Below are 24070 nucleotides of genomic sequence, written 5' to 3' on the forward strand. Positions count from 1 at the left end.
GATGCTTTTGAAGCGGATCAGCAGCGAGCGGTGTAGAGCCGGCCGTGATTGTCGCGATACTGGCAATAGCCGTTGCGCAGGTTGCGCACCAGCAGACCGGAACCGGCGCCAACGGCTGCGCCGATCAGCGCACCCTTGCCGCCGCCGATCAGTCCGCCGGCCAAAGCACCGACACCGGCGCCGACACCGACATCCTGCTCGGTCGTGCTGCAGCCGCTGACGGCGACCACCGCAACCATGGCAATAATCAATTTCCGCATAGAATCTCTCCTCACTTTGTCCTCACTTTAGTAAGCTCCAGCCCGCTATTTAGCACGAAACAGCAGCCTTTGCCCGCTCGATCTTATTGTTGGCTAAGAGAGTCTTTTTCGCGGCGCGTCGCATTCGACGCGACCACGACATTGGAAATCTGCAAAGACGCGTCGAGCGAGCCGTCCGGGCGCACGTTCCAGACAACCTGGTCGTAATCATCCTCCAGCGCGGGGTCCACCGTAAGACATTTGGCAACGACGTGCTCGGCCTGATCCTGCACGTCGCCGGCAGCGAATGGACGTTCTGCCGTGCATGCTTCGGCGGTTTCGAAAACGCTGACCGGCACCGGCAGTTCACGGCATTCGGTCATGTTGTTCGAACAGCCAATTACCAAAAGCAAAGCGGCGATGTGTTCCACGGCGACACGTCCTCTCGCCATAAGAACGGTCCACAGCCGTCAAAGTTCCTGTGCCGCAAAGGGGCGTTAATAATTGGTCGGCTACGAACTGGAAAGCTTCTGAGCCAGGCTGCGTGGGAGCAGCGTGAACCTGAGCATCTGGCTCAGGCCAATTGCGACGCCACGATCAGCACAACAGCGGCGACGAGCGCGACAGCGGCGAAGCGAAGCAAGGGGTGCCAGGCGTGCTGCAAAGGCGAGGCTGAAGCATCAGGATCCTGAAAGCCGCTCATCGAGACCCGCGCGGCATGCTCCAGCCTGTTCATATCGGCCACCGTCATGATCATTCCTCCCATACTTGCGTTGCAGGCCGCGGCCGAACATCGGTTGAATCGGTCAAGATCCAGCAGTCTCTGGGAACCACAGCATCGGATTTTATGGTGAACAGCCGGTTAAGGAATCCCGCCGCTCATTCGGTTTCGAAATTGCCGTGCGGAACCACCAGGCGATATTCGAGGCGGTCACTGGTGATCTCCAGCGTCGCCGTGCCGTTCAGCGATGCCGGCACGACACGTTCGAGGGCAACGCTGCCGAAGCGTTTCTCGGTGCGTCTGTTATCATTGGCGACAATGGCCTCGACCCAGGTCAGCGACAAAGCCGGCTTGTCGGCGGCCTCTGCGACGTTCGACAGATCGGCGGTTACCTCGACAAAGCCGTCCGGCCGCGCCAGGGCCCCGTAGCTGAATGAATTGACGGCGAGTTCGTGCATTGCCAGGCCGATATGGATTGCCGCGTTGGGATTGAGGTACGGGTTGACGCCATTGAAGCGCAGGCTCTGCGCGGGATCGGCGCCGTAGCGAACGACCTGGCCGCGGATAAGCTCGCGAAGTGCTGCACCCCGCCAGTTCGACGACGTCACCAGATCCTGCGAGGAAGCCAGTGACTGCAGGCGGCCGCGAAAGCGCTTCAGGAAATCGTCGGGTGTCTCGGAATAGCGGCCGGTCTGGGTGGCAATACTCTGGATGATGGCCAACAGGTTCTTGGAGCGGTGGCTGACTTCGCGCAACAGCGTCTTCAGCGTCTGTTCGCGGCGTTTCTGCTCGGTGGTTTCCACCATCGTGGTGACGACGCCCTGCACGTCGCCGCGATGGCCCCGATCGGCATCGACCCATACCTGGAACCACCGCATGCCATCACCGGTGGGAACACTCAGTTCAAGGCGTTCCGGATTGCCGGAAGCGATAACATTGCCTTTGGCGGCGGCGATTTGCTCAGCTTGCGCCGGTGGCAGCGCGCCGTTGCTGTCGGCTGTGTCTGAAACCCACGGCGCACGCATGTTGCGGGCCCATACAGTCTTCAATTCACGATCCTGATAGAGGACGGAAATGCCGGCATTGTGCAGAGCGTGAAGCAAGGCCCGGCCAAGCTGCATTCCGCTTTCAGCCGGGTGCAGTGCGATCACCTCGTCGCCCTGTCCGCTCTCGCCTCCGCCAATAGAACGCATCAATCACCTGTCCACCTGATCAGGACTGAACGATTCACTTGGACTCAGTTCCTGAGTAGGTCCCCAGAAAAGGTCCGCCGGACGATGTCCCGTTGAAGGACATCGCCCGGCGGTGGCTGGAAACCGTTTGAGGGGTGCGGCTTCCAGTGTTCGCCCGCTCCTACGATGCCCGTCTGAACAGGCCGGCCAGAAGCGAGATGACGAGGAAGGCGAGAAAGATGAAGAACAATATTTGCGCGATACCGGCCGAGGTACCGGCGATGCCGCCGAAACCAAGCGCGCCGGCGATGATCGCCACGACGAGAAATACGAGCGCCCAGTAGAGCATGATCTGTCTCCTTCCGATACTGGATCAAAAACGTGAGTGATTGCTGTTTGTTCCACCATTTGCCGAAAAAGAAGGTCTTTGGAAGAGGCCCGGATGCGAATTGATTCACGCGCGTGCGTCCCATACGGAGCGACGGGCAGCCGCCGATCGCCGGTTTGGCGATCGCCAGTGCCGGCAACGCTGCGAGGCGGCGAAAAGTTGGAGATTGAAGGCCCTACTTCACGCGGCGGCCTTGGCCTGCCGGTCGAAGAACAGCGCTTGGCTGATCAGCGCCTTTACCATGTCGGGATTGAACGGCTTGGTGACGAGGAAGGCCGGTTCAGGCCGCTCGCCGGTCAGCAGACGTTCGGGGAAGGCGGTGATGAAGATTACCGGCACCGAAGTCGACGACAGGATTTCGTTGACCGCATCGATACCCGAGCTGCCATCGGCAAGCTGAATGTCAGCCAGCACCATCTTCGGCCTTGTCTTGCCGAACATCGCCACCGCCTCGGTATGGGTGCGCGCGGTTCCGACCACGTGGTGGCCGAGGCTCTCGACCATTTCCTCGATGTCCATGGCGATCAGCGGCTCGTCCTCGATGATCAGCACATCGGTCGCCACCTGGCGAGAGATCTCATTGCTCGCCTGGGCAAGCAGTTCGGAGAATTCCTTGGCGTCGACATCGAGAATTTCAGCTGCCTCGTCTTCACCGAAGCCTTCGACCGCGACCAGCAGGAAAGCCTGGCGTGGCCGTGGCGCAATGGCGTTCAGATTGGCGGCGGCGCGCTGCTCCCATGCCGATTGTGCCTGCTCCTGCGGAACGCGGATGGCAATGGAGGTGAACAGTTTGGCGAATACCTTGTAGAGCGCGATGCGGTCGCTTGACGCTTGCGGGAAGATGTCGACGTCGGCGATGATGGCTTCGAGCATCGCGGCGACCAGCGCATCGCCACTCTCCTGCGATCCGGATACGGCGCGTGAAAAGCGGCGCAGGAACGGCAGGTGCGGAGCGATGGTTGCGGAAAGGCTCATGGTAGACGTCTCCCTCAGATGACGTGATTGCATAGATTGCAGGTCAAGCTGATTGCAAGCCCCAACACCCAAACGCGGGTTTTGCGAAAAAGTTCCGAGACTTGTGGAACGAAACCGTACGGGCGACGTTTGTGGTGCGATGGGCAACCAGACGAGGGGGCCGCTTTGCGTTGTGTAATGGGGCGGCTCGGGGCGCTGGATTTAAGGGCGAAATGAAGGACATGAATAAAGAAACGCTGGCTGGCGCCGCTGACAGGCGCCGGGCCAATTCCGGCGACCCGCTCGGGGCGAATTCGGAAATTGGCCGTAAACTCAAACAGTATTATGACGAGCTGGTCTCGGACAATGTGCCGGATCGCTTTGCCCAGTTGCTCAGCCAACTGGAAAAGGCCGAACCCGCACAGAAGAAGGACTGAGGCATGGCAGCTGTCTCACAAGGGTTCAAGACCGACCTGCTCGGCTCGATCCCGAGCCTGCGGGCCTTTGCCGTGTCGCTGACGCAGAATGCCGACAAGGCCGACGATCTGGTGCAGGAGACGCTGGTCAAGGCCTGGGACAAGCATGAGAGCTTTCAGCCCGGCACCAATCTCAAGGCATGGCTGTTCACCATCCTGCGCAACGAGTTCTATTCCCAGATGCGCAAGCGCGGCCGCGAGGTGCAGGACAGCGACGGCATCATGACGGCCAGGCTTGCCGTTCATCCGGCTCAGCACGGCCAGCTTGACCTCAAGGATTTCCGCGGCGCGCTCGAGCAACTCCCCGAGGACCAGCGCGAAGCCATCATCCTCATCGGCGCTTCAGGCTTTTCCTATGAAGAGGCCGCCGAAATCTGCGGCTGTGCGGTCGGAACGATCAAGAGCCGGGTCAGCCGGGCCCGCACGCGGTTGCAGGAGATCCTCAAAATCTCCGGCGAAGACGAATACGGGCCGGACGCGATCTCGTCCCAGGTGACGGGTTCAAACGCTGCCTGACGGCGGAGGCCCCGTTTGCGGGCCTGGGCTCTCTACACATACGCATCGAAGATATCTCAGACTGGCGCGCGGCCGCAGGCCGCCGCCAGAGCCTCGACGAGATCGGTCCCCGAATAGGGCTTGGTGACCAGGCGGATGCCGGGAAAAGACCCTTTGATCTCATCGGGGTCCGAATAGCCGGAGGCAAAGACAAACGGCAGGCCCGATTGGCGCAGCCGCGCGGCGAAATCGAGTGTGGACGTTCCGCCCAGCATGAGGTCCACGATAGCGGCGTCGAACTCGCCAACGACCTTCTGCTCATCGATCTCGGCCAGAGCGCGGGCAATCACTACGTCGTTCGCGCCATGGTCGCGGCAAAGCTGCTCGACATCCATGGCGATCAGGAATTCATCCTCCAAGACAAGAATTCGCAATCCCTCAAGCAATGGCGGCACTTGGCAATCTCTCCTCAATTCTTGCAGCATCGGGTACCGTGACTCCAGTCAACCGCATCGTGGACCTTGGGGGATCGGTCAGGCCTTAATCCGAAAAGTTCGCCCACCGGCTCTACTCCACAAGCGAGCTTCGAATTCGCCTCAGTGGAGTGTAGCGAGTCATGATCGCTATTTGCCATCCTGTCATTTAAAAAAGACATGCCATCGGCAGCGGAACCGCGGCCTTGCAAAGGCGTAGCACTCAGTCTCTGGCAAGAGACTTTCGAAAGAGGGATCGAAATGTCTGGCCAGAATGGTCGTTCGTTTTCCAGCCGTCAGTACCCATGCGAGATCTGCCCGCTTCGGCCATTGCCGGTGTTCCGGGAATTCGAGAAGCAGGAGCTTGCCTATGTCAGCATGTTCAAGAAGGGCGAACTGGCCGTCGACAAGGGCGCCACAGTGCTGGTCGAAGGCAGCCAAAGTGCTCATCTCTACACCGTGCTTTCGGGCTGGGCCTTCCGCTACAAACTATTGTCGGACGGCAGGCGCCAGATCCTGAACTACTCCATGCCCGGCGATCTTATCGGGCTGCAGGGCAGCCTGATGGGCGAAATGCAGCACTCGGTCGAGGCGCTGTCGCCCATGCTGTTGTGCGTCTTCGAGCGTGAAAACCTGCACGAGCTCTACCGCAACCATCCGGGCCTTGCTTACGACATTACCTGGCTGGCGTCGCGCGAGGAGCGCATGCTGGACGAGAACCTGCTCAGCGTCGGTCGGCGCACGGCGGTCGAGCGCACCGCCTATCTCATTGCCTTCATCGCCAGCCGCGCGGCGGCAGTCGGGCTCAACGGCAAGGCGCCGGTGCAAATCCCGATTACCCAGCAGCATGTCGCCGATACGCTCGGCCTGTCGCTGGTCCACACCAACAAGACGATCCGCAAGCTCATCGATCGCAAGCTGATCACCTGGCGCGACGGCGGTTGCGAAGTGATCGACGGGGAGGGGCTGAAGGATCTCGCGCGCTGGGAGGGCCTAAGCGAAGGCCGTCGGCCGCTGATCTGACAGGCAGGCCTCCATCTGGGGCTGGACTCGCACTTGCAAACACCCTTTCATGGATACGGTCTCCGATTTCGGAACCATGACGTGTGTCGGGCGTTTGAAGCCAAGCAAACGCAAGGAGTTTAGAATGGCAACTGCCGCAGGAAAAACCGCCAACGAAAGTCAGACGAACGCCGACCTCGAAGCCGACATTCGGCAGTTGAAGGCGGATATCGAAAAGTTGACCAAGCAATTGGCCAAGACCGGCGAACATGGTTACGGCACGGCGCGGCGCGCTGCTGCCGAAGGCGTCGACCAGTTGCGCGCCCAGGGTGAAGCCGTCTTCGACAGCCTGCGTGGCAACGCCAAGGATCTTGAGGCCCAGATCACGGCCAATGTGCGCGAGAAGCCAGTTACTTCACTGGCGATCGCGGCCGGCGTCGGCTTCCTGTTTGCGCTTCTTGCCCGGCGCTAGTTTCGACAGAGATGGGCATGCTGGCACCGCTTATCTCGGCCTTGGCCTCGGGTGAAGCCATTGCCGCCATGCGCCGCGCGCGCACGGCGGCAATCGTCTACGGGTTCGCCACCGTCGCTGCCCTGTGCGGCCTCGGGTTTCTCCTGGGGGCGGCCTACATCTGGGCGGCTGACCGTTATGGATCGATGGCCGCCTGTCTCGGCTTCGCGGCTGGTTTCCTGGTACTGGCCGGGCTTATCGTGCTCATTCATCAACTTGCGGCTGGAACGCGTGCGCGCCGACGTGCGCGAAGGCGCAATGCCGACCTGAAGGCGCTCGGTATCACCGCGGCGCTTGCCGTGCTGCCGGCCTTGCTCAAGGGGAAAGGCGGGAAGGGCGTCATTCTCGGCCCGATGATCGCGCTCGCGGCCTATGCCATCTACCGTGAGAACGTCAAGCCGGACCGGGGCGATCCGGACAGCGAAGCCGACTAAAGCGCGCGCGCTGATACGCTGTTCCCGGGAAAACCGCTTCGCACTTCTGAAATTGCTTTAAGCCGGCAGATCTTCAAGCGGCATCGATATTTCGGCGAACACGCCTTCGCTGCGGAATTCGTGGGTCACTTCGCTCGATAAAACCTTGGCGAGGCTGCGGCGGATCAGGATAGAGCCGAAGCCCTGGCGTTCCGGCGGGTCGACTTTCGGCCCGCCGCTTTCGCTCCAGGTCAGCACAAGGCGGCGCGCGCCTTTCTTGCCCGCCGCCTTCCAGTCGACATCGACCTTCCCCGAGCCAACCGACAGCGATCCGTATTGCAGCGCGTTGCTGGCCAGTTCGTGCATGATCAGGCCGAGCCCCACCGCCTGGTCAGGCGAAAGCAGCAGCTCCGGACCGGAGATCACGATGCGCGGCCGTTCTGCCGAATCGAACGGCTTGACCTCGATCTGCATCAGTTCGCGAATACCGATGCCGCGCCATTCGCGATCCGACAGCAGGTTATGGGCAGCGCCCAGCGCCTGCAGCCTGGCGCCGAAGGCTTCCAGGAATTCGCTTGGGCGGCGAGCGTGGCGAACGGTCTGCGTCGCCAGCGCCTGCACCGTCGCCAGCGTGTTCTTGACCCGATGGTTGAGCTCGCGCAGCAGCAGCCTTTGCCGGTCCTCGCCGAGCTTGCGTTCCGAGATGTCGTAGTTGACGCCAAAGATAAGCGTCGGCTTGCCTTCGCCGTCGCGCTCGATGACGCGGCCGCGGGTGACTATCCAGCGCGGCGGATCGAAGCCTTTGACCCGGTATTCGCCGAAATAGTCATCGCTGCCGGTCAGGGCATCGCGAAAGCGCGTCTCGGTCTGGTAGACGTCGCGCGGGTCGATGGCGGCCAGAATGTCGCGCGCCCGCAGTCGGTTCGAACGGGGCAGGTTGAACAGCTCCGACAAACGCACGTCGCATTCGATCATGTCGGTGCGGATATCCCAGGCCCAACTGGCGAGCGAGGCGGCGTCGAGCGCTATGGCTCGGCGCTTTTCCTCCTGCGCCAAAGCAGCGGTGGCAATGGCGCCGCTGCGGGTGGCGTCCTTGAGGGTAAACAGGCTGGCGGCGAGGCTGGCCAGCGATTTCAAATGATCGAGCGCGGCAGCGGACGGAAATTCATGCGGCTCCCGGTCGAGCACGCACACCGTGCCGACGCGCGCGCCGGCGACCACCATCGGCGCGCCGACATAAAAGCGGACATGGTGTTCGCCGGTGACCAGCGGGTTGCCGGAGAAGCGAGGGTCGATGCTGGCATCCGGCACCACCATCGGCTCTCCGCCGGCGGCAATGGTATGGGCGCAGAACGATATGTCGGTCGCGGTTTCGGTCTCGTTGAAGCCGACACAGGATTTGAACCACTGTCGTTCGGTGTCGAGCAGCGTGACGAGCGCGATCGGCGCCCGCATCACGGCGGCGGCTAGGCCGGTGATGCGATCGAAGTCGGGATCGGAGTCGGTGTCGATCGCGTCAAGCCCGTGCAGTACGGCAAGCCGCTCCGGCGCCACCACGGCGCGGCGGACTTCAACCGGCAAACAAACCTGCTTCGGCACCTTGCTATCCACCAAGCCCCCTCGCTTGCAGGCCCCACCCGCGGTGGCGCGCATCTTGCGCGGCCGTCGCGCGCCGGAACTTTTGTAGCAAGCAATCGTTACCCCACCATGTTTCGCTAGCGATGGTTTTATCCACCATGCCGGTTGCACGATAGGAACGCCGCCGATGACCAAGATCGCCCCTGAAAACAAAGCCCGTCAGGGGCGCTGGGGTTGGCACGGCTTGCGCATACTGGTCGCCGCGTTGCTCATGGCTTTCATTGCTTGGGGAGCGGCCGAGATTTATGGCCAAAAGATCGATCCAGATACCCCTGAAAGCCAGGGGCAGCCCACCGGCCAGACCGCGCCGGCCGACCAGAGCGCGCCAGCCGGCGAGGGGCAGTCGGGCGGCTAGGGTTTTCCTCGTCATTCGTAATCGCATCAGGCGGCCTTTGCCTGGGCGGCTTGCGCCGGAACCAGGACGTTCAGCGCGCCAGGGTGGATCTGGATTGTCGTTTCACGCTCCAGCTTGACCAGTTCGCCGTCGATGACGGCGCCGAATTTCTTGCTCCCTGTATGGATTTTCACGATTGCCTTGTCGGCCTGATGAGTTTCGACATGGTCGCTGTCGCGCCACCTGCCTCGAGCCATGTCGAAGAGCGCCCTGACCAGCTCGCCACGCTGCCGCGCCACGGTTACATAGATGCCGAGCACGCCGCCGGCAGGATTGTCGGCATAAGGCAGATGGCCTTCGCCAAACAGATTGTTGGAAATGCCGATGCCGCTGATGCGGGTCACGATTTCGGCTTCGCCGACCGTCAATGTCACCTTCATGGCTGGAGGATTGTTGATCGTCGTCCAAGCGGCCTTGGCCGAAGCGCGAATCTTTCCCAGGCGCGAGGCGAATTCCATATTGTCGCGCAGCTTCACCATCCTGGCGTGCAGGCCGATCGAGAACTGATGCACGAACGGCCGGCCATTCGCGCTCGCGATATCGACCGCCATGATCTCGCCGTCGGCAAAGGACTTCAGCGCGCCATCGATGGTCTGCGGAATTCCAAGGCCGCGGGCGAACAGGTTCATGGTTCCTGCAGGCAGGACGGCCAGCGCCTTCTTGTCATTCATCAGCCGCCCCGCGGCGGCCGAAATGGTGCCGTCGCCGCCACCGGCCAGCACGACGTCGATGTCGCGCCGCGCGGCGACCTTGTCGAGCGCCGCGACAATCTCCTTGCCCGCGACGATGTCGATATCGACGGAATGACCAGCCGCCTCGAGCGTCTGGCGCATGCGGTCTGTTAGCGCGGAAAGATCGGTGGTCCGCAAGGTGCCGCCGTCCCGGTTCAGCACCGCTGCAAATCGCATGCCCCGCTCCGTATTCTTTTTAGCGGCCGGAATGCCAGCCGCAGGCTGAAACGGACAAGCTTGGCAAAGGTTCCATCGGCCGGGCGGAATGTCGGGCGATTCCGCGGACTTGCCCAGGGTATTTCGATGCTCCCGTTTTTTCGGAACAAGCGCCTTGTCACAACGTTGTGATCCCATTGGAGGCGCCGCCTTCGGTCTCCCGGCAAGTGGTTTGCCGATTGCGGCGCGCATGAGATCACGCAAGAGGAGACTTAATCATGATCCGCACACTGTTCGCGACGACTGCACTCGCAACGCTGATCGCTACCGGTGCGTTTGCGCAGTCAACGACGGCCCCGGCGACGACCCCAGCGCCGGCTGAAGCCCCTGCTACCATCGCGCCGGCGCCGCAACAGGCCGACGGCGCGCTGATGACCAATATCATCGGCGAGTCCGTCTACAATGGCACTGGCGACGATGCGCAGAAGATCGGTGACGTCAGCGACGTCGTCCTCGATGAAAACGGCCAGGCGAAATCCGCCATTATCGGCGTTGGCGGCTTCCTCGGCATAGGCAGCAAGAACGTCGCCTTCGACTACGGCAAGTTGCAATGGGTCGAGAGGAATGGTGACCGCTGGCTCGTCGCCGAGACGACGAAAGAAGCGTTGACGGCGCTGCCCGATTTCGACCGCAAGCCCTACGATCCGGCCCCGGCCACTGCTTCCACGGCGCAGAACGACCCGCAGAAGCCGGTTGATCTCAACGCCGCGCCGTCAGAACCGGCGGTGAAACGCGCTGACGGCAATCTCGCAACCAACATCATCGGCGAGAATGTCTACAATGGCACTGGCGACGATGCCCAGAATATCGGCGACGTCAACGACATCGTGCTGACCAAGGATGGCAAGGCGCAGTCGCTGGTGATCGGCGTCGGCGGCTTCCTTGGCATGGGTGAAAAGAATGTCACCTATGATTTCGCCAAGGCGCAGTGGGCCGAAAAGAACGGCGATCGCTGGCTGGTGGCGCAGACCACCAAGGAGGAACTGCAGGCGCAGCCTGATTTCGACCGCAAGCCCTATGATCCGGCGCCGGTGACGACAACGTCCGACGCGACGCAACCGACTGCTCCGGCTGCCCCGACGGCCGTTGCACCGGCTGACAATGCTCAGCCCGCGGACAAGACCGCGGAAGCTCCGGCCGGTACAAAAGCCACCGATCCGACGCAAACGGCAGCGATCGACAAGTCCACACTGACCGAAATGCCGGTCGGTAACATCAGAGGCGACGACCTGAAGGGCACCACCGTCTATGGCGCCAACGACGCCAAGGTCGGCGAGATCGGCGACGTCGTGCTCACGCCCGACAGCAAGCCGGATGCCGTCATCATCGATGTCGGCGGCTTTCTAGGCATCGGCGCCAAGGAGGTCGCGGTCGGCATGGACAAGCTCAAATTCATGACCGACAAGGACGGCAACAAATATCTCTACACCAACTTCACCAAGGAGCAGCTGCAGGCGCAGGCCGCCTATGACAAGGGCAGCTATGCCGAGAAGCGCGACCAGCAGCGGATGATGGTGCAGTAAGGGAATAGGCAGTAGGGATTGGGCAGTAGGCGAAAACCGAGTGACGAGGCATTAGCCGCCAGAACATTCTACTGCCTACTGCCTACTGCCTACTGCCTACCCACATACCCACCACCCCTTCGTCCGTCAGCTCTGCAAGCGCCAACGACTGGTCAAGATGCTCGGCGCGCCAGGCAAGCAGCCGCTCGGCAAATTCAAGCCGCACGCTGAGATAGGCCGGGTCGGCGGCAACGTTGGCCAGTTCGCCCGGACCCTTCTCCATGTCGAAAAGCAGCGGCGGCAGGCCGCCGCCGAAATGCACGTATTTGAATTTTTCCGTACGGATGACGGCGAGGTTGCACTGGCGCGAGCCGATGCCGAAATGCCGTTCGGCCTCACCGCTGGCAATCGAGCGGAAGTCGAACTCCCAATGCGCCGCGTCGCGCCAATCCTTAGGCGGTTCATCTTGCAGGAACGGTTTTAGCGAGCGGCCGTCGAGATGCAGCTGGGCGTCGGCGTCAAGCAGATCGAGCAAAGTCGGAAAGATGTCGACTGCCTCGGTGAAGTGGTTGACGATCGAGCCGGCTGCATTGCCGCGTCGTGGGTCGCGCACGATCAATGGGATGTGATAGCTGCCGTCGAAGAAGCCGCCTTTGCCCAGCATAAAATGGTCGCCCATCATCTCGGCGTGGTCCGAAGTCAGCACGATGATGGTGTCATCCCATGCATTCGCCGTCTTGATCGCTTGCCAGATGCGGCCAAGCTGCGCGTCGACCTCCGAGATCATGCCGTAATAGATCGCGCGGATGGCCCGGATGTTGTCGTCGCCCCAGTCGCGCACGTGGCCGTCGGTGCCGGGGCGAAAGCTTCTCCGCTTCTGGCGACCAAGGTCGTAAGCCACATAGGGATGCCTTTGCGCCTCAGCCTGCCAAGTCTCGGCACGGCGGAAGGGCGGTCCGTCCGCCGGATCATACAGCGTGTTGTAGGGCTGCGGTACGACAAAGGGCGGATGCGGGCTGATGAAGGAGACATGCGCGAACCATGGCGCATCCTGTTCGTCCAGCCAGCGAATGAATTCGCCGGCAAGAAAAGCGGTCGGCGTCTCGTCCCTGGAATAGACCGGCGGCGCGCTGGTCACGGCGTCGCCCGCTTCCCCGCCCACGGGGCGGTGAATGCCGGGAGAGCCGGCGCTGGTGTCGACGCCACGTGCCTTCAGCCATGACAGCCATGGTTTCTGATGCTCAGGAAGGAACCGGCGAACGCTGAAGCCGGGCAGCACGCCCTCATAGCTTTTCAGCCGGGGATCGCCCGGCGCCATCGTGCGCGGATCGGGCGAGACGTCGGTGTAGCCGAACAAAGTCGGATCATAGCCGAGGGCGCGTGCCGAAAGCGCCATGTTGCCATGGCGGGCGTCGAGCGGCGTGCCGTTGCGGCAGACGCGATTGTTCATCTGGTAGAGGCCGGTGTAGAGGCACGCGCGGGCCGGCGAGCAGGGCGCCGCGCCGCCGTAATGCCGCATGAAAAGGACGCCTTCGGCGGCGAGCGCATCGGCATTCGGCGTCTTCACCACGGGATGGCCGGCAGCCGACAGGCAATCGCCCCGCCATTGGTCGCAGGAGATCAATAGGATGTTCGGGCGTCTGCTTTTCGCGGCCAATGCTCTATCCTGTCACGTCGGGAAGACGTTCAATGAACCGGAATTTGGCGGCAGCGCAAGCCTGTCAGTCTTGCTTAAATGGTGAACGAAAATTTCCTGCTGTTCACTATTAGGATACAGTCCATTCTGAGTTTGCCGCCTTTGCCATTGCCGGGCGGCCACTCATATAGGCGTGGACAGCGGCAAGAGCCGCAAACCGAAGGGAAGGAGCAAGACAATGCTCGACCAGATCAAGGGCCTGCATCACGTGACGTCGATGGCCGGCGATGCGCGCCAGAACAATGATTTCTTCACGCACAAGCTCGGCCTGCGCCGGGTCAAGAAGACCGTCAACTTCGACGCGCCAGATGTCTATCACCTCTATTATGGTGACGAGCACGGTACGCCCGGCTCGGTGATGACCTATTTTCCGTTCCCGGACATTGCCAGGGGCCGCCATGGCGTCGGGGAAGTCGGTACCACGGCCTATTCGGTGCCGGCCGGCACGCTCGGCTATTGGGAAAAGCGCTTCGCCGATGAAGGCGTTGCGGGTGTCTCCCGCGAAGAGACGTTCGGCGAGAAGCGGCTGGCCTTCGCCGGTCCCGACGGCGACGGTTTCGCGCTGGTCGAAGACAAAGCGGACAGCCGCGCGCCATGGTTGAAAGGCGGCATTCCTGCTGATGAGGCGATACGCGGCTTCCACTCGGTCTCGCTCAGATTGAAGGATGGTGGCGCCACGGAAGAGCTGTTGAAGTTCATGGGCTATGAGCAAGTGGACAAGTCCGGCAGTGTCAGCCGGCTCGCCATCAAGAACGGCAACGGCGCTGATGTCGTCGATATCGAATCGCTGCCTACCGCGGCCTTTGCCAATCTCGGCGCCGGCTCGGTCCACCATGTCGCCTTCTCGGTGGAGAACCGCGCCCAGCAGCTCGAAGTGCGCAAGGCGCTGATCGATACGGGTTATGGCGTAACGCCGGTGATCGACCGCGACTATTTCTGGGCGATCTACTTCCGAACGCCGGGCGGCGTGCTGTTCGAAGTCGCCACCAATGAGCCGGGCTTCGACCGCGACGAGGACACCGCCCATCTCGGCGAGGCGCTGAAACTGCCGACGCAGCACCAGCATCTGCGGCCCTATCTTGAAGAACATCTGCAGAAGCTGGAAGGCTGAGACGATGAGCAAGGAAGCTTACATCCATAAGGCGCTGCCGGGTTCGCCCGGCGGCCCGCTGCTCTTCGTCTTTCACGGCACCGGCGCGGACGAGAGCCAGCTGCTGTCGCTCGGGCGCGACCTCGCGCCACAGGCGACGATCGTATCGCCGCGCGGCGATGTTTCCGAGCATGGTGCGGCGCGTTTCTTCCGCCGCACCGGCGAGGGCGTCTACGACATGGACGACCTCGCGCGGGCGACCGCCAAGATGGCCGGTTTCATCAAGGCGCAGGTGGCGGCGGCAAGACCATCTTCGGTCTTGGGTCTCGGCTATTCCAACGGCGCCAACATCCTGGCGTCGGTAATGTGCGCCGCGCCCGAGCTGTTCGATGCGGCGGTGCTGATGCACCCGCTGATCCCGTTCGAACCGCAGGTGCAGGGCAGCCTTGCCGGACGCCGCATCCTGGTCACCGCCGGCAAACGCGATCCGATTTGCCCGCCCAACCTGACGTCGCGGCTGGAAGCCTGTTTGCGTGCCGATGGCGCCGATGTCACAGTGGAGTGGCACGATGGCGGCCACGAAATTCGGCCCAACGAGATCGAAGCGGCGAAGCGGCTTTTTGCCGATGCGCCGGTTGAAGGAGCAAGCGATGCCTGACCAGTTACCTGAGATCGAACTCGAGGACCGCGGCTCGAAGGGACGTTATGTCCTGCGCGGGCCCGGTGGCGCCGAGGCGGAAATGACCTTCACCAAGATCGGCGAGCACCAGATCATCATCGATCACACCGAAGTGCCGGACGTGTTTCGCGGCCAGGGCGCCGGCCTTCGGCTTGTCACACGCGCCGTCGAGGACGCGCGGGCAGTGGGCAAGAAGATCATCCCGCTCTGCCCCTTCGCCAACGCCCAGTTCCGCCGCCATCCGGAATGGGCGGATGTGCTGAAGCAATAGACCTTTTTCCCTTCTCCCCTTGTGGGGTGAGTTGCCGGTCGCCGAAGGCGAATTCATCGTGCCGGTGGCACGATGAAAGGCCGGCGAACGCCGGGACGCTGCGAAGCAGCGGGGACCCGGCAGGTGGTCGGAGTCGCTCAGCCACAAGAGCGAACACCTCTCTGGCATTTGCGCAGTTCGGCCTTCTTGCCTAAGTACACAGTTCGCTGCGGTTTGTCCGCTCCTGCCAACTGACCGAATGGCTTCCTGATGACCGAATCCGATCTCGTCCCCGTCTTCGACGGCCACAACGACACGCTGCTGCGACTGTACCAGTCGAAAGACACCGACGTCGAAAAGCTGTTCATCGAGGGGACGCAGGGCGGTCATATAGATCTGCCGCGCGCCAAGAAGGGCGGCTTTGCCGGCGGCATGTTCGCGATCTTCCCGCCGCCGGTAGAGAAGAGCAAACGCTCTGCGGTGCCGCCGGCGCCGAGCGACAATGAGCCATTGCCGCCGGAACTGCCACGCGCTGATGCGCTCAATTCCACCATCGGCATGGCCTCGATCCTGTTTCGGCTGGAGCGAGCGGGGGCGCTGACCGTCTGCCGCAGTGCCGGTGACATTCGCGAGGCGATGGCGAAAGGTTCGATCGCGGCGGTGTTTCACATCGAAGGCGTCGAGGCGATCGATCCCGAACTTACCTTGCTCGACGTGCTCTACGAAGCCGGCCTGCGCTCGCTCGGCATTGTCTGGAGCCGACCCAACGCCTTCGGCCATGGCGTCCCGTTCCGCTTTCCGTCGTCGCCCGATACCGGACCGGGGCTGACCGATGCCGGCAAGGCGCTGGTCAAGGCCTGCAATCAGCTCAAGATCATGGTCGACCTGTCACATCTCAACGAAAAGGGCTTTCGCGATGTCGCCGCGCTCAGCGATGCGCCGCTGGTCGCCACTCATTCCAACGTGCATGCGCTGTGCACCCATTCGCGCAACCTGACGGACTGGCAGCTCAGCGCCATCCGCGAGACCGGCGGCATGGTCGGGCTCAACTTCGCAACCGGCTTCCTGCGTGAAGACGGACGGATGAACTCGGACACCAGCCTCGACATCATGGTGCGCCATGTCGATTCGCTGCTGCAGGCGCTGGGCGAGGACGGCGTCGGTCTCGGCTCCGATTTCGACGGCGCCATGATCCCGGCGGTCATCGGCGACGTTGCCGGCTTGCCAAAGCTGGTAGATGCGCTGGCCGCGCGCGGCTTCGGACGCGCGCTGATCGAGAAGATCGCCTATCGCAACTGGCTGAACGTTCTCGAAAGAACCATAGGCTGAGGCTTAAGCGCCCATGCGCTTCAGCCAATCCTGGCCGCCGCGATCCCTGATCATCGGCAGCGGGTTCTCCCAGTCCAGCCGCGCGCAGATGCGGTAGGCTTCGAGCGTCTCGGCGCTCATTTCGCCGCGCTTGTAGAAGTACATGGCGGCGGCATAGCGGGTACGACCCGACCATTTTTCGCCGAGCGGCGTGTTGACCAGCTGCCACTGTTCGGCGGCTTCCGCCTCATCATCCGGTTCGTCGGCCATGATCAGAAATCCGCCGGCGGTTCGGCGGTGCGGCGGTCGAGCTTGATGAAGGGACGGGCCACCACCTTGGCCCGCTTCATCAGCTTCTGGTACTGCAACTCGCGCATGGCGTAGATCTCGACCCAGAGGTCTTCCACCATCGTATCACCATAGGGACGCGTCAGCGAGGCGATGGCGATATTGCGCTTGGCCATCGGCGACCAGATGGCGGCGCTGACCAGCCCGACCTCCTGATGCTTCTTGTGGTAGACGATGGTGTGCTCGGCCGGGATGTTGCCTTCGATCTCCAGCCCGACCAGCACGTGGCGCAGCTTGCGTTTGGCACGGGCTTCGAGGATGGCGCCTCGGCCGTTGAAATGGCCTTTTTCCAAATCGATCATGAAGCCGAGACCGATCTCGTCCGGCATGCGCAGACGGTCGGCGCGAATGGCATGCTCGGCGGTGGTGAAGTCGGCATTGGCGACGATGAGGCCGGCTTCCAGCCGGGCGCGGTTGAGGGCGGCGTAGCCGATGGCGCGGATGCCGCGCAGTTCGCCTGCCGTCATCAGGCGGTCCCAGAGGCTGAGCGCTTTTTCGGCCGGCACGAACAGTTCGTAGCCGAGATCGCCGGTGAAGCCGGTGCGTGAGATGGTGACGGTGCTACCGTCATGCGGGAACTCGGCGAGATCGAACACTTTGAGTTTTTCAACGCCGGCAAAGCCGGCCTCGCGCAGCACGGCGAAGGAGGTTGGGCCTTGCAGAGCGAGACCAGCGACGCTTTCAGTCTCTTCTTCGACGGTCACTTCGAAACCGATGGCGCTGTCGAGCAGCCAGGGCAGGTGCCGCTCCTGCGAACACAGGCGGAAGCGGGTCGGCGACAGCCGGAACAGCGTGCCGTCATCGAGGACAAAACCTTCGTCGTCGCACCATGCGGTGTAGTGGACGCGGCCCGGTTTCAGCTTGGTGACATCGCGCAGCGTGACGCGATCGAGGAAGGCTTCGGCATCCGGCGCCTCGATGCGGTATTTGGTCATCGGCGAGATGTCGAACAAAGCCGCCTGGCTGCGGATGGCGAAATATTCGAGTTCCTCGTCCCACAGCGAATGCGGCGCGCGATAGCCGGCCCAATTGTACCAGTCCTGAGTTTTGGCCAGCGCATCGATGCGCGGCTGGAACGGCGTGCCGAGACGCAGTGTGCGGAAATGCGACTGCGCTGTGGTGCGGGCGGCGTTGTTGACCGGACTCGTCATGACGGCATTCCTTCGCCGTAAAGTGCGGCGTTGACTGGCTGAAACATCCGATCATCCCTTCATCGCGATGATGCGCCGCGCCGCATTCAAACCGGGAGCACCCGAAACGCCGCCGCCCGGATGCGAACCGGCGCCGGCCAGGAACAGCCCCTCGATCGGCGTGTCGTAGCCCGACCAGCCCGAGACGGGCCGCGACATCAGCATCTGGTCGGCCTGCAATTCGCCGTGGTGCCAATGGCCGCCCGGCATCCGGTAGTTGGCTTCGATACCGGCTGGCGTCAAAAGCTCGGCATGCAGCACGGACTTGCCGATACCGGGGGCGTACGCTTCGAGCTGCGCCATAACAGCCTTGAGGAATTTCGGCTTGCCGGCATCCCAACCCTCTTTCAGCGCGTAAGGCGCGTATTGCACGGTCGCCGACAGCACGCAGGCGCCGCTTGGCGCGAGCGAGGGGTCGGAGAGCGAGGGCAGTGTGATCTCCATCACCGGTTCGGCTGAGAACTCGCCATATTTTGACGGGTTGAAGGCGCGCTCGACATGGTCGGCCGAGGGCGCGATGACCAGACGGCCCTTGTGATTATCGGCGTCGACGCCGGAAAATTGCGGTGGCCGATCAAGCGCCAGATGGAGCTTGGCAGCGTCGCCCTTCATGCGGATATTTTTTACCTTGCGCACGAAACCCGTGTCGATCTCGCGCGGACCGACGAGATCGAGCATGGTCGTCGCCGGGTTGACGGCGGAGACGATCGTTCTGGCGTGCAGCACCTCGCCGCCGTCGAGGGTCACGCCGAGGGCGCGGCCTTTCTCGACGACTATTCTGGCCACGGGCGCTGCCGTGCGGATGGTGACGCCGGCTTTCTCCGCCGCCGCGCGGATCGCGGCGACGACCGCACCCATGCCACCTTTCGGCAGCATCTGTGCCCCTGCCGCACCGCCGGTCTCGCCGGCCAGCCGATAGTAGAGGCCGAGCAGGGAGGTCGGCGAACGCGGGCCGAGATGGCTACCAAGCGTGGCGTCGAAGGCAAGCAGGCCCTTCAGCCTGATATCGGCAAGCTGCTCGTCGAGCAGGTCGGCGACGTTCATCAGGAGAACGCGCAGAAAGTCGCGCATGTCTTCCTTGCCGAGCTTTTTCAGCGCCACGGCCGTCTGGCCGAGCGCTGCCGTTTCAAGCAGCGACATGCCACCGAGATCGGGCGGGCGCCGCGACAGGAACGGTTTCAGGATGCCGGCATAGCGCATGAGTTGNTTTTCAGCGCCACGGCCGTCTGGCCGAGCGCTGCGGTTTCAAGCAGCGACATGCCACCGAGATCGGGCGGGCGCCGCGACAGGAACGGTTTCAGGATGCCGGCATAGCGCATGAGTTGCGCGCGCAATTCCTTCCAGGCGGACTGCTCGGACGGAGTGGAGCCGGTCAGCACTTCGCCATAGGCGCCATGCAGGACAAGCGGCGGGCCGTCCTTCGCCAAGGCGACCGACGGCATGAAGTCTGTACGGGTGACCTGCAGCCCGTGTTTCTCCAGCTCCAATGTCTTCACCACGTCGGGGTGCAGGCGGTTCAGCACATGCGCGATCGAGGAGACCCGAAAACCCGGCGCAAACTCTTCGGTGCGCGCCGCGCCGCCGACATCGCCAGCGGCTTCCAGCACCAGCACCTTGCGGCCGGCTTTCGCGAGAGTGGCGGCAGCGACAAGGCCGTTATGGCCGCCGCCTATGATGATGGCATCAAATGACGTCATGGGCCGGGCTCATATGGGAGGTCGATTTGGCGAGATCGCGCAGGATTTCGGCTGCCGCATTGCGGCCGGGCGCGCCCATGACGCCGCCGCCGGGATGGGTCGAGGATCCGCATATATAGAGCCCGCCGACCGGCGAACGGTATTGCGCGTAGCCCGGCACCGGCCGGTTGAACAGCAGCTGGTCGAAGGTCAGCTCGCCCTGGAAAATATTGCCTTCGGTCAGCCCAACCTCGGCTTCGATCTCGCGCGGCGTGCGAACCTCCATGTGAACGATGCGGTCGCGGAAGCCCGGCGAGTATTCCGCGATCTGCGCGACCACGCTTTCGGCGAAGCCGTCGCGGTCGGTATCGGTCCAGTCGCGGCCGTTCACCTTGGGCGGCGCGTACTGCACGAAGCAGCTCATGAAATGCTTGCCCGGCGGCGCCATGGTCGGGTCGAGCGTCGTTGGGATGACCATGTCGAGGAATGGGTCGCCGACCAGCGACCGGCCTTCCAGTCGTCATAGGCGCGCTCCATGCGCTCCATGGAGTCGGTGAAATGCATGTCGCCGCGATAAACGGGCGAATCCTTCGGCAGTGCCGGGAAATCGGGCAGCGAATCCAGCGCGATGTTGACCTTGCCGGACGAGCCGCGGACCTTGAAGTTCCTGACCCGACGCAGGAAAATATCGGGCAGTTCCTTCTCCTCGACCAGTTTCAGGAATGTGCGTTTGGCGTCGGCGTTGGAGACGACGAGCTTGCCGTAGACCTCCTCGCCGCCGGCCAGCACCACGCCCTTGGCCTTGCCTCGGCTCACCAGCACATGGTCGACCTCGGCGCCGGTACGGATGGTGCCGCCGGACCCCTCGAAGGAAGCGGCGAGCGCCTTGGTGACAGCGCCCATGCCGCCGCGCGCATAGCCCCAGGCGCCGACCGAGCCGTCGACCTCGCCCATATAGTGGTGCAGCAGCACGTAGGCCGTGCCGGGCGACATCGGCCCGAGCGCGGTACCGATAATGCCGGACAAAGCGAAGTTCGCCTTGATGACATCGGTCTCAAAATATTCGTCGAGGAATTCCGAGATCGACATGGTCCAGAAGCGCAGCGTCAGCGCCATTTCTTCTGATGACAGGCCGGCGAATTTCCTGCCGAGATAGAGAAGCTCTCCGAGGTCACGCGGCTTGAGACTGGTCGGGTCCGGTGCGGTGCGCATCAGCAGCGGCTGGATGAAGCGGCACTGCCGCGTCACGTCGCGCGAATAACGGTCATAGGCCTCGGCGTCGCGCCTGGAGAAGCGGGCAAATTCGCGCCGGTGCGCATCGTGATCGCGGTAGTTGGCGAGGTAGTCGCCATCGCGCGTGAACACGGCGCCGCCCTCATAGGAAATCACCTGCAAGCCGAAGCGCGGCAGTTCGAGGTCGCGCATGATCTCGGGGCGAAACAGCGAGCAGACATAGGAGCAGTTGGAGTAGAGGAAGCCCGGCGTCAGCTCGCGGCTGGTGGCGCCGCCGCCGACCCAGTCGTTCTTTTCCACCACCAGCACGTCGAGCCCGGCGCGTTGCAAATAGCAGGCGTTGACCAGGCCGTTGTGTCCGCCGCCGATGACGATCGCATCCCAAGCTTTCATTCGCGCCCAGCCTTCATGGTGCTCGACCCTTCATTTTTCGCGTGATTTGTCGCCGAATGCGCGGAATTTGGCACGGCAGCGGCTATTCTGTCCAGCCGTTCTGAATGAATGTTCAACAAATTATATTGCGTTTTCCTGTTAATACGCTACGCTTTGCCGGCATTCGAACCTGCGCAATTCGGCTGATGGGACTTAAAGTCTGATGATCGAAACGGCAGATGGCGAGCCGGAATATGACGACGCCGCGATCCGCTTCCTCGAGGCGCTGTGGGGCGAGGGTTATCTGTCGCCGGGCGGACCCGACGAGGTCGACCGGGTGGTCGAAGGCCTGTCGCTCAAGGGCAAGACGATCCTCGACATAGGCTGCGGCTCCGGCGGCATCGCGTTGCATCTGATCGAGCGCCACGGTGCAGCCCATGCCACCGGCTTCGACATCGAACGCCCGGTGATCGAGGCGGCCAGAACGCGGGCTGCTGCACGCGGGCTCTCAGACCGCGCCAGCTTCATCCAGGCGTCACCCGGAGCGCTGCCTTTCACCGATGGCGCCTTCGATGTTGTGTTCTCCAAGGACGCGCTTTTGCATGTGCGTGACAAGGACGCGCTGTTTGCCGAAATCTTCCGCGTGCTGAAACCGGGCGGCGTCTTTGCCGCCTCCGACTGGCTGATCGGCCATGACGGCGAGCCGTCATCTGAGATGAAGGCCTATGTCGCGGCCGAAGGCCTGTCCTTCGCCATGGCCTCGCCGGCACGCTATGCGCAAGCGATGCGCAGCGCCGGCTTTGCCGATGTCGCCGTCAGAGACCGCAATTCTTGGTATCGCAAGGTCGCGCGCGGCGAGCTGGAAAGGCTGAAAGGCCCGCTCTACCAGACGGCGGCAGCCGCAGTCGGAGCGGCCTATATCGACAAGAACATACGAACCTGGGAGGCCATGCAGAAGGTGCTTGACAGTGGCGAGCACCGTCCCACTCATCTTCGCGGGTGGAAGCCGGCTGTGGTGGGATAGCCGGCAATGTGGAGCATGACGGCACCGATGAAAGCTGCAGCGCGCGAAGAGCGATCCTCCGACACGTCTGGAAAAACCGAACCGGAAAAACGCGGCCGCAAGGCGTCGAAGGAGGTCAGGCAACAGCAGCTGATCGAAGCGACCATCGATTCGCTGGCCAAGCGCGGTTATTCGGAAACGACGATGGCCGATGTCGCTGACGGCGCCGGCCTGTCGCGCGGCATCGTCAACTTCCATTTCGAGAGCAAGGAGAAGCTGCTCGTCGCCACGCTTGCCTATATGGCCGACGAATATGCGGCGCATTGGCGCGTCGCGCTGACCAAGGCCGGCGAGGATCCAGCCCGGCAGCTGCGGGCGCTGGTCGCCGCCGATTTCGACCGTTCGATCTGCAACAAGCGCAAGCTCGCGGCCTGGTGCGCGTTCTGGGGCGAGGCCAAGTCGCGGCCGACCTACCAGGCGCTGTGCGGCGCACGCGACGCGGCCTACCAGAAGATCTTCATCGACCTCTGTGCCACGCTCAAGCAGGGCGGTGGTTATGCCTATGAGCCGCAGGTCATGGCGCTCGCGCTCAGCGCCATGCTGGAGGGCTTGTGGCTGCGGCTGATGATGGGGACCGAGGACGTCACCCGTGAGAGCGCGCTGCAGGCGGCAAACGAATTCCTGTCGGCCGCCTTTCCGAAACACTACCGGCCGGGCAGCGGACGTTGACAACAACCGGCAGATCCAAGCCGGAGCGAACAATCAAAAACAAAGAGGATGGAACAGCATGAAAAGAATAACCCGACGCCTGACACTGACATTGGCGCTGACGGCGACGCTGGCTGGTTCGGCCGCGGCGATTGCGGTCGCCGCCGACAAGGACCTGATCGTGTTCGACTGGTCGGGCTATGAGGACCCGAGCTTTCACCCCAAATATGTCGAGAAGAACGGCGACTCGCCGACCTTCGCCTTCTTCGGCGACGAGGACGAAGCCTTCGAGAAAGTGCGCTCCGGTTTCAAGGCCGATCTTGGCCATCCCTGCTCGCAGAGCGTGACAAAGTGGCGTGAGGCGGGGCTGCTGCAGCCGCTCGACACCTCGAGGATCACCGGCTGGAAGGATCTCAATCCCGGCATCATGGCGATGAAGGATCTGGCCACCACTTCGGACGGCAAGGCCTGGTTCATGCCGTGGGACTGGGGCAACACCCAGCTCACCTACAACTCCGACAAGATCGACGCGAAGGATGTGCAGTCGCTGAAGGCCTTCGCCGACCCCAAGTTCAAGGGGCGGGTCTCAATCGGCGACAATGTCGACGACGCCTATGCGCTGGCCAGCCTTGCCATCGGGCTCAAGGACTGGACCAAGATGACGGACAACCAGTTCAAGCAGGCTTCCGACTTCCTGCGTCAGGTGCACAAAAATGTCCGCTCCTACTGGACCGATACCACCGACGTCGTGCAGTTGCTGAGCGGCGGCGAGGTCGATCTCGCCTGGGCATGGAACGATGCCACAGTACAATCCGTCGCTGCCGGTGTGCCGATCAAGTCCAAGAAGGATACGGACGAAGGCATCTCGACCTGGGTCTGCGGCTACGTGCTGTTCAAGGACGCACCCGGCAATGTCGACAAGGCCTATGACTACCTCAACGCGATCAACGATCCCGAGACCGCCAAGGTGCTGGTCAAGGACTGGGGTTATGGCCAGGCCAACGCCAAGGGCATGGCCGGCGTCGACCCGGCGATCCTGAAAGAAAAGGGCTATGACGACGTGCAGAAATTCGTCGACAAGACCCTGTTCCAATCGCCCGTGCCGTCGTCGCTCAAGCTCAAGATGATCGCCGAATTCGAGAAGATCAAGGCAGGCTACTAAAGCTCTGTCCGGCCTCCTCTGTCTGCCTGT

The 24070-nt window shown here is 62.7% G+C and carries 26 protein-coding genes and 3 pseudogenes; 14 read left to right on the top strand and 15 right to left on the bottom strand.

Annotation, left to right across the window (positions count from 1 at the left end; genetic code table 11):
• Positions 1–17 precede the first annotated feature (17 nt).
• From X733_RS154610 to X733_RS154585, 6 genes are all read right to left on the bottom strand, one after another.
• Positions 18–260: a YMGG-like glycine zipper-containing protein gene (locus X733_RS154610; RefSeq protein WP_023818436.1), complete on the bottom strand. Its 243-nt coding sequence runs from the start codon at positions 258–260 to the stop codon at positions 18–20.
• Between the two features lie 83 nt (positions 261–343).
• Positions 344–670, bottom strand: a complete 327-nt coding sequence (locus X733_RS154605; protein ID WP_023818437.1) for a hypothetical protein — start codon at positions 668–670, stop codon at positions 344–346.
• Between the two features lie 143 nt (positions 671–813).
• Complete coding sequence (locus X733_RS1000000170175) at positions 814–990, bottom strand: hypothetical protein (protein ID WP_023818438.1); 177 nt, start codon at positions 988–990, stop codon at positions 814–816.
• Between the two features lie 128 nt (positions 991–1118).
• A complete protein-coding gene (locus X733_RS154595; RefSeq protein ID WP_023737404.1) occupies positions 1119–2153 on the bottom strand; it encodes a PAS domain-containing sensor histidine kinase in 1035 nt (344 codons plus the stop codon).
• A 160-nt stretch (positions 2154–2313) separates the two neighbouring features.
• Positions 2314–2481, bottom strand: a complete 168-nt coding sequence (locus X733_RS1000000167895) for a DUF1328 domain-containing protein (RefSeq protein ID WP_023670098.1) — start codon at positions 2479–2481, stop codon at positions 2314–2316.
• 219 nt (positions 2482–2700) lie between these two features.
• Positions 2701–3495 carry a response regulator gene (locus tag X733_RS154585; protein WP_023670097.1) on the bottom strand — a complete coding sequence of 265 codons (795 nt, stop codon included), beginning with the start codon at positions 3493–3495 and terminating at the stop codon, positions 2701–2703.
• A gap of 212 nt (positions 3496–3707) precedes the next feature.
• Between X733_RS154585 and X733_RS154580 the strand changes: the two genes are divergently transcribed.
• Together X733_RS154580 and X733_RS154575 are read left to right on the top strand one after the other, a co-directional pair.
• A complete protein-coding gene (locus X733_RS154580) occupies positions 3708–3911 on the top strand; it encodes a NepR family anti-sigma factor (protein ID WP_023670096.1) in 204 nt (67 codons plus the stop codon).
• Between the two features lie 3 nt (positions 3912–3914).
• Complete coding sequence (locus tag X733_RS154575) at positions 3915–4466, top strand: sigma-70 family RNA polymerase sigma factor (protein WP_023670095.1); 552 nt, start codon at positions 3915–3917, stop codon at positions 4464–4466.
• 56 nt (positions 4467–4522) lie between these two features.
• Here X733_RS154575 and X733_RS154570 read toward each other — a convergent pair whose 3' ends face one another.
• A complete protein-coding gene (locus X733_RS154570; RefSeq protein ID WP_023670094.1) occupies positions 4523–4900 on the bottom strand; it encodes a response regulator in 378 nt (125 codons plus the stop codon).
• Between the two features lie 279 nt (positions 4901–5179).
• On the opposite strand from X733_RS154570, the gene X733_RS154565 reads away from it, so the two are divergent.
• The 3 genes from X733_RS154565 (at position 5180) to X733_RS154555 (ending at position 6865) form a co-directional block, all read left to right on the top strand.
• On the top strand, positions 5180–5941 hold the full coding sequence (locus tag X733_RS154565) for a Crp/Fnr family transcriptional regulator (RefSeq protein ID WP_023818439.1): 762 nt from the start codon (positions 5180–5182) through the stop codon (positions 5939–5941).
• Positions 5942–6065: 124 nt separating this feature from the next.
• Positions 6066–6392: a DUF883 family protein gene (locus X733_RS154560; protein WP_023670092.1), complete on the top strand. Its 327-nt coding sequence runs from the start codon at positions 6066–6068 to the stop codon at positions 6390–6392.
• An 11-nt stretch (positions 6393–6403) separates the two neighbouring features.
• The gene (locus X733_RS154555) at positions 6404–6865 is read left to right on the top strand and encodes a hypothetical protein (protein ID WP_023748355.1); all 462 of its coding nucleotides are present in this window, start codon (positions 6404–6406) and stop codon (positions 6863–6865) included.
• A 57-nt stretch (positions 6866–6922) separates the two neighbouring features.
• Here X733_RS154555 and X733_RS154550 read toward each other — a convergent pair whose 3' ends face one another.
• Positions 6923–8455 carry an HWE histidine kinase domain-containing protein gene (locus X733_RS154550; protein ID WP_023818440.1) on the bottom strand — a complete coding sequence of 511 codons (1533 nt, stop codon included), beginning with the start codon at positions 8453–8455 and terminating at the stop codon, positions 6923–6925.
• 154 nt (positions 8456–8609) lie between these two features.
• Here X733_RS154550 and X733_RS18255 point away from each other — a divergent pair, with 154 nt between their 5' ends.
• Positions 8610–8837, top strand: coding sequence for a hypothetical protein (locus tag X733_RS18255; RefSeq protein ID WP_023748357.1), 228 nt, complete (start codon positions 8610–8612; stop codon positions 8835–8837).
• A gap of 26 nt (positions 8838–8863) precedes the next feature.
• Here the strand turns inward: X733_RS18255 and X733_RS154545 are convergent, their stop codons facing one another.
• Positions 8864–9784: a diacylglycerol kinase family protein gene (locus X733_RS154545; protein WP_023748358.1), complete on the bottom strand. Its 921-nt coding sequence runs from the start codon at positions 9782–9784 to the stop codon at positions 8864–8866.
• 257 nt (positions 9785–10041) lie between these two features.
• On the opposite strand from X733_RS154545, the gene X733_RS154540 reads away from it, so the two are divergent.
• Positions 10042–11346, top strand: coding sequence for a PRC-barrel domain-containing protein (locus X733_RS154540; protein ID WP_023706302.1), 1305 nt, complete (start codon positions 10042–10044; stop codon positions 11344–11346).
• An 82-nt stretch (positions 11347–11428) separates the two neighbouring features.
• On the opposite strand, the gene X733_RS154535 is transcribed toward X733_RS154540, so the two are convergent.
• A complete protein-coding gene (locus X733_RS154535) occupies positions 11429–12982 on the bottom strand; it encodes an alkaline phosphatase family protein (protein ID WP_023818441.1) in 1554 nt (517 codons plus the stop codon).
• A 217-nt stretch (positions 12983–13199) separates the two neighbouring features.
• Between X733_RS154535 and X733_RS154530 the strand changes: the two genes are divergently transcribed.
• The 4 genes from X733_RS154530 to X733_RS154515 all read left to right on the top strand — a co-directional run bounded on the left by X733_RS154530 (position 13200) and on the right by X733_RS154515 (position 16369).
• On the top strand, positions 13200–14132 hold the full coding sequence (locus tag X733_RS154530; protein ID WP_023715016.1) for a VOC family protein: 933 nt from the start codon (positions 13200–13202) through the stop codon (positions 14130–14132).
• 4 nt (positions 14133–14136) lie between these two features.
• On the top strand, positions 14137–14769 hold the full coding sequence (locus X733_RS154525) for an alpha/beta hydrolase (protein WP_023818442.1): 633 nt from the start codon (positions 14137–14139) through the stop codon (positions 14767–14769).
• Positions 14762–15061 (top strand): GNAT family N-acetyltransferase, encoded by a 300-nt coding sequence (locus tag X733_RS154520; protein WP_023715014.1) that lies wholly within the window; start codon positions 14762–14764, stop codon positions 15059–15061. Before X733_RS154525 ends, X733_RS154520 begins: the two co-directional genes overlap by 8 nt.
• Positions 15062–15310: 249 nt before the next feature.
• Positions 15311–16369: a dipeptidase gene (locus X733_RS154515; RefSeq protein ID WP_023818443.1), complete on the top strand. Its 1059-nt coding sequence runs from the start codon at positions 15311–15313 to the stop codon at positions 16367–16369.
• Positions 16370–16372: 3 nt separating this feature from the next.
• On the opposite strand, the gene X733_RS154510 is transcribed toward X733_RS154515, so the two are convergent.
• The 5 genes and pseudogenes from X733_RS154510 to X733_RS01000000166110 form a co-directional block, all read right to left on the bottom strand.
• Entirely contained in the window at positions 16373–16618 is a 246-nt protein-coding gene (locus X733_RS154510) for a hypothetical protein (RefSeq protein ID WP_023818444.1), read from the bottom strand.
• 2 nt (positions 16619–16620) lie between these two features.
• On the bottom strand, positions 16621–17847 hold the full coding sequence (locus tag X733_RS154505) for an aminomethyltransferase family protein (RefSeq protein WP_023818445.1): 1227 nt from the start codon (positions 17845–17847) through the stop codon (positions 16621–16623).
• A 51-nt stretch (positions 17848–17898) separates the two neighbouring features.
• Positions 17899–19092: pseudogene (locus tag X733_RS0134475) on the bottom strand (NAD(P)/FAD-dependent oxidoreductase); the annotation flags it as partial.
• A gap of 2 nt (positions 19093–19094) precedes the next feature.
• Positions 19095–19583, bottom strand: a pseudogene (locus tag X733_RS0134480) (NAD(P)-binding protein); the annotation flags it as partial.
• Positions 19570–21188 (bottom strand): annotated as a pseudogene (locus tag X733_RS01000000166110) (NAD(P)/FAD-dependent oxidoreductase). The pseudogenes X733_RS0134480 and X733_RS01000000166110, both read right to left, overlap by 14 nt.
• A gap of 202 nt (positions 21189–21390) precedes the next feature.
• Between X733_RS01000000166110 and X733_RS154500 the strand changes: the two are divergent.
• The 3 genes from X733_RS154500 to X733_RS154490 are packed head-to-tail and all read left to right on the top strand — an operon-like array spanning position 21391 to position 24040.
• A complete protein-coding gene (locus X733_RS154500; RefSeq protein WP_023816426.1) occupies positions 21391–22191 on the top strand; it encodes a methyltransferase domain-containing protein in 801 nt (266 codons plus the stop codon).
• Positions 22192–22218: 27 nt separating this feature from the next.
• The gene (betI, locus tag X733_RS154495) at positions 22219–22899 is read left to right on the top strand and encodes a transcriptional regulator BetI (protein WP_023708595.1); all 681 of its coding nucleotides are present in this window, start codon (positions 22219–22221) and stop codon (positions 22897–22899) included.
• A gap of 58 nt (positions 22900–22957) precedes the next feature.
• Complete coding sequence (locus tag X733_RS154490; protein WP_023708596.1) at positions 22958–24040, top strand: ABC transporter substrate-binding protein; 1083 nt, start codon at positions 22958–22960, stop codon at positions 24038–24040.
• The last annotated feature ends 30 nt before the right edge of the window (positions 24041–24070 follow it).

This window comes from Mesorhizobium sp. L2C066B000 (genome assembly GCF_000502335.1).
Classification (GTDB): Bacteria; Pseudomonadota; Alphaproteobacteria; order Rhizobiales; family Rhizobiaceae; genus Mesorhizobium.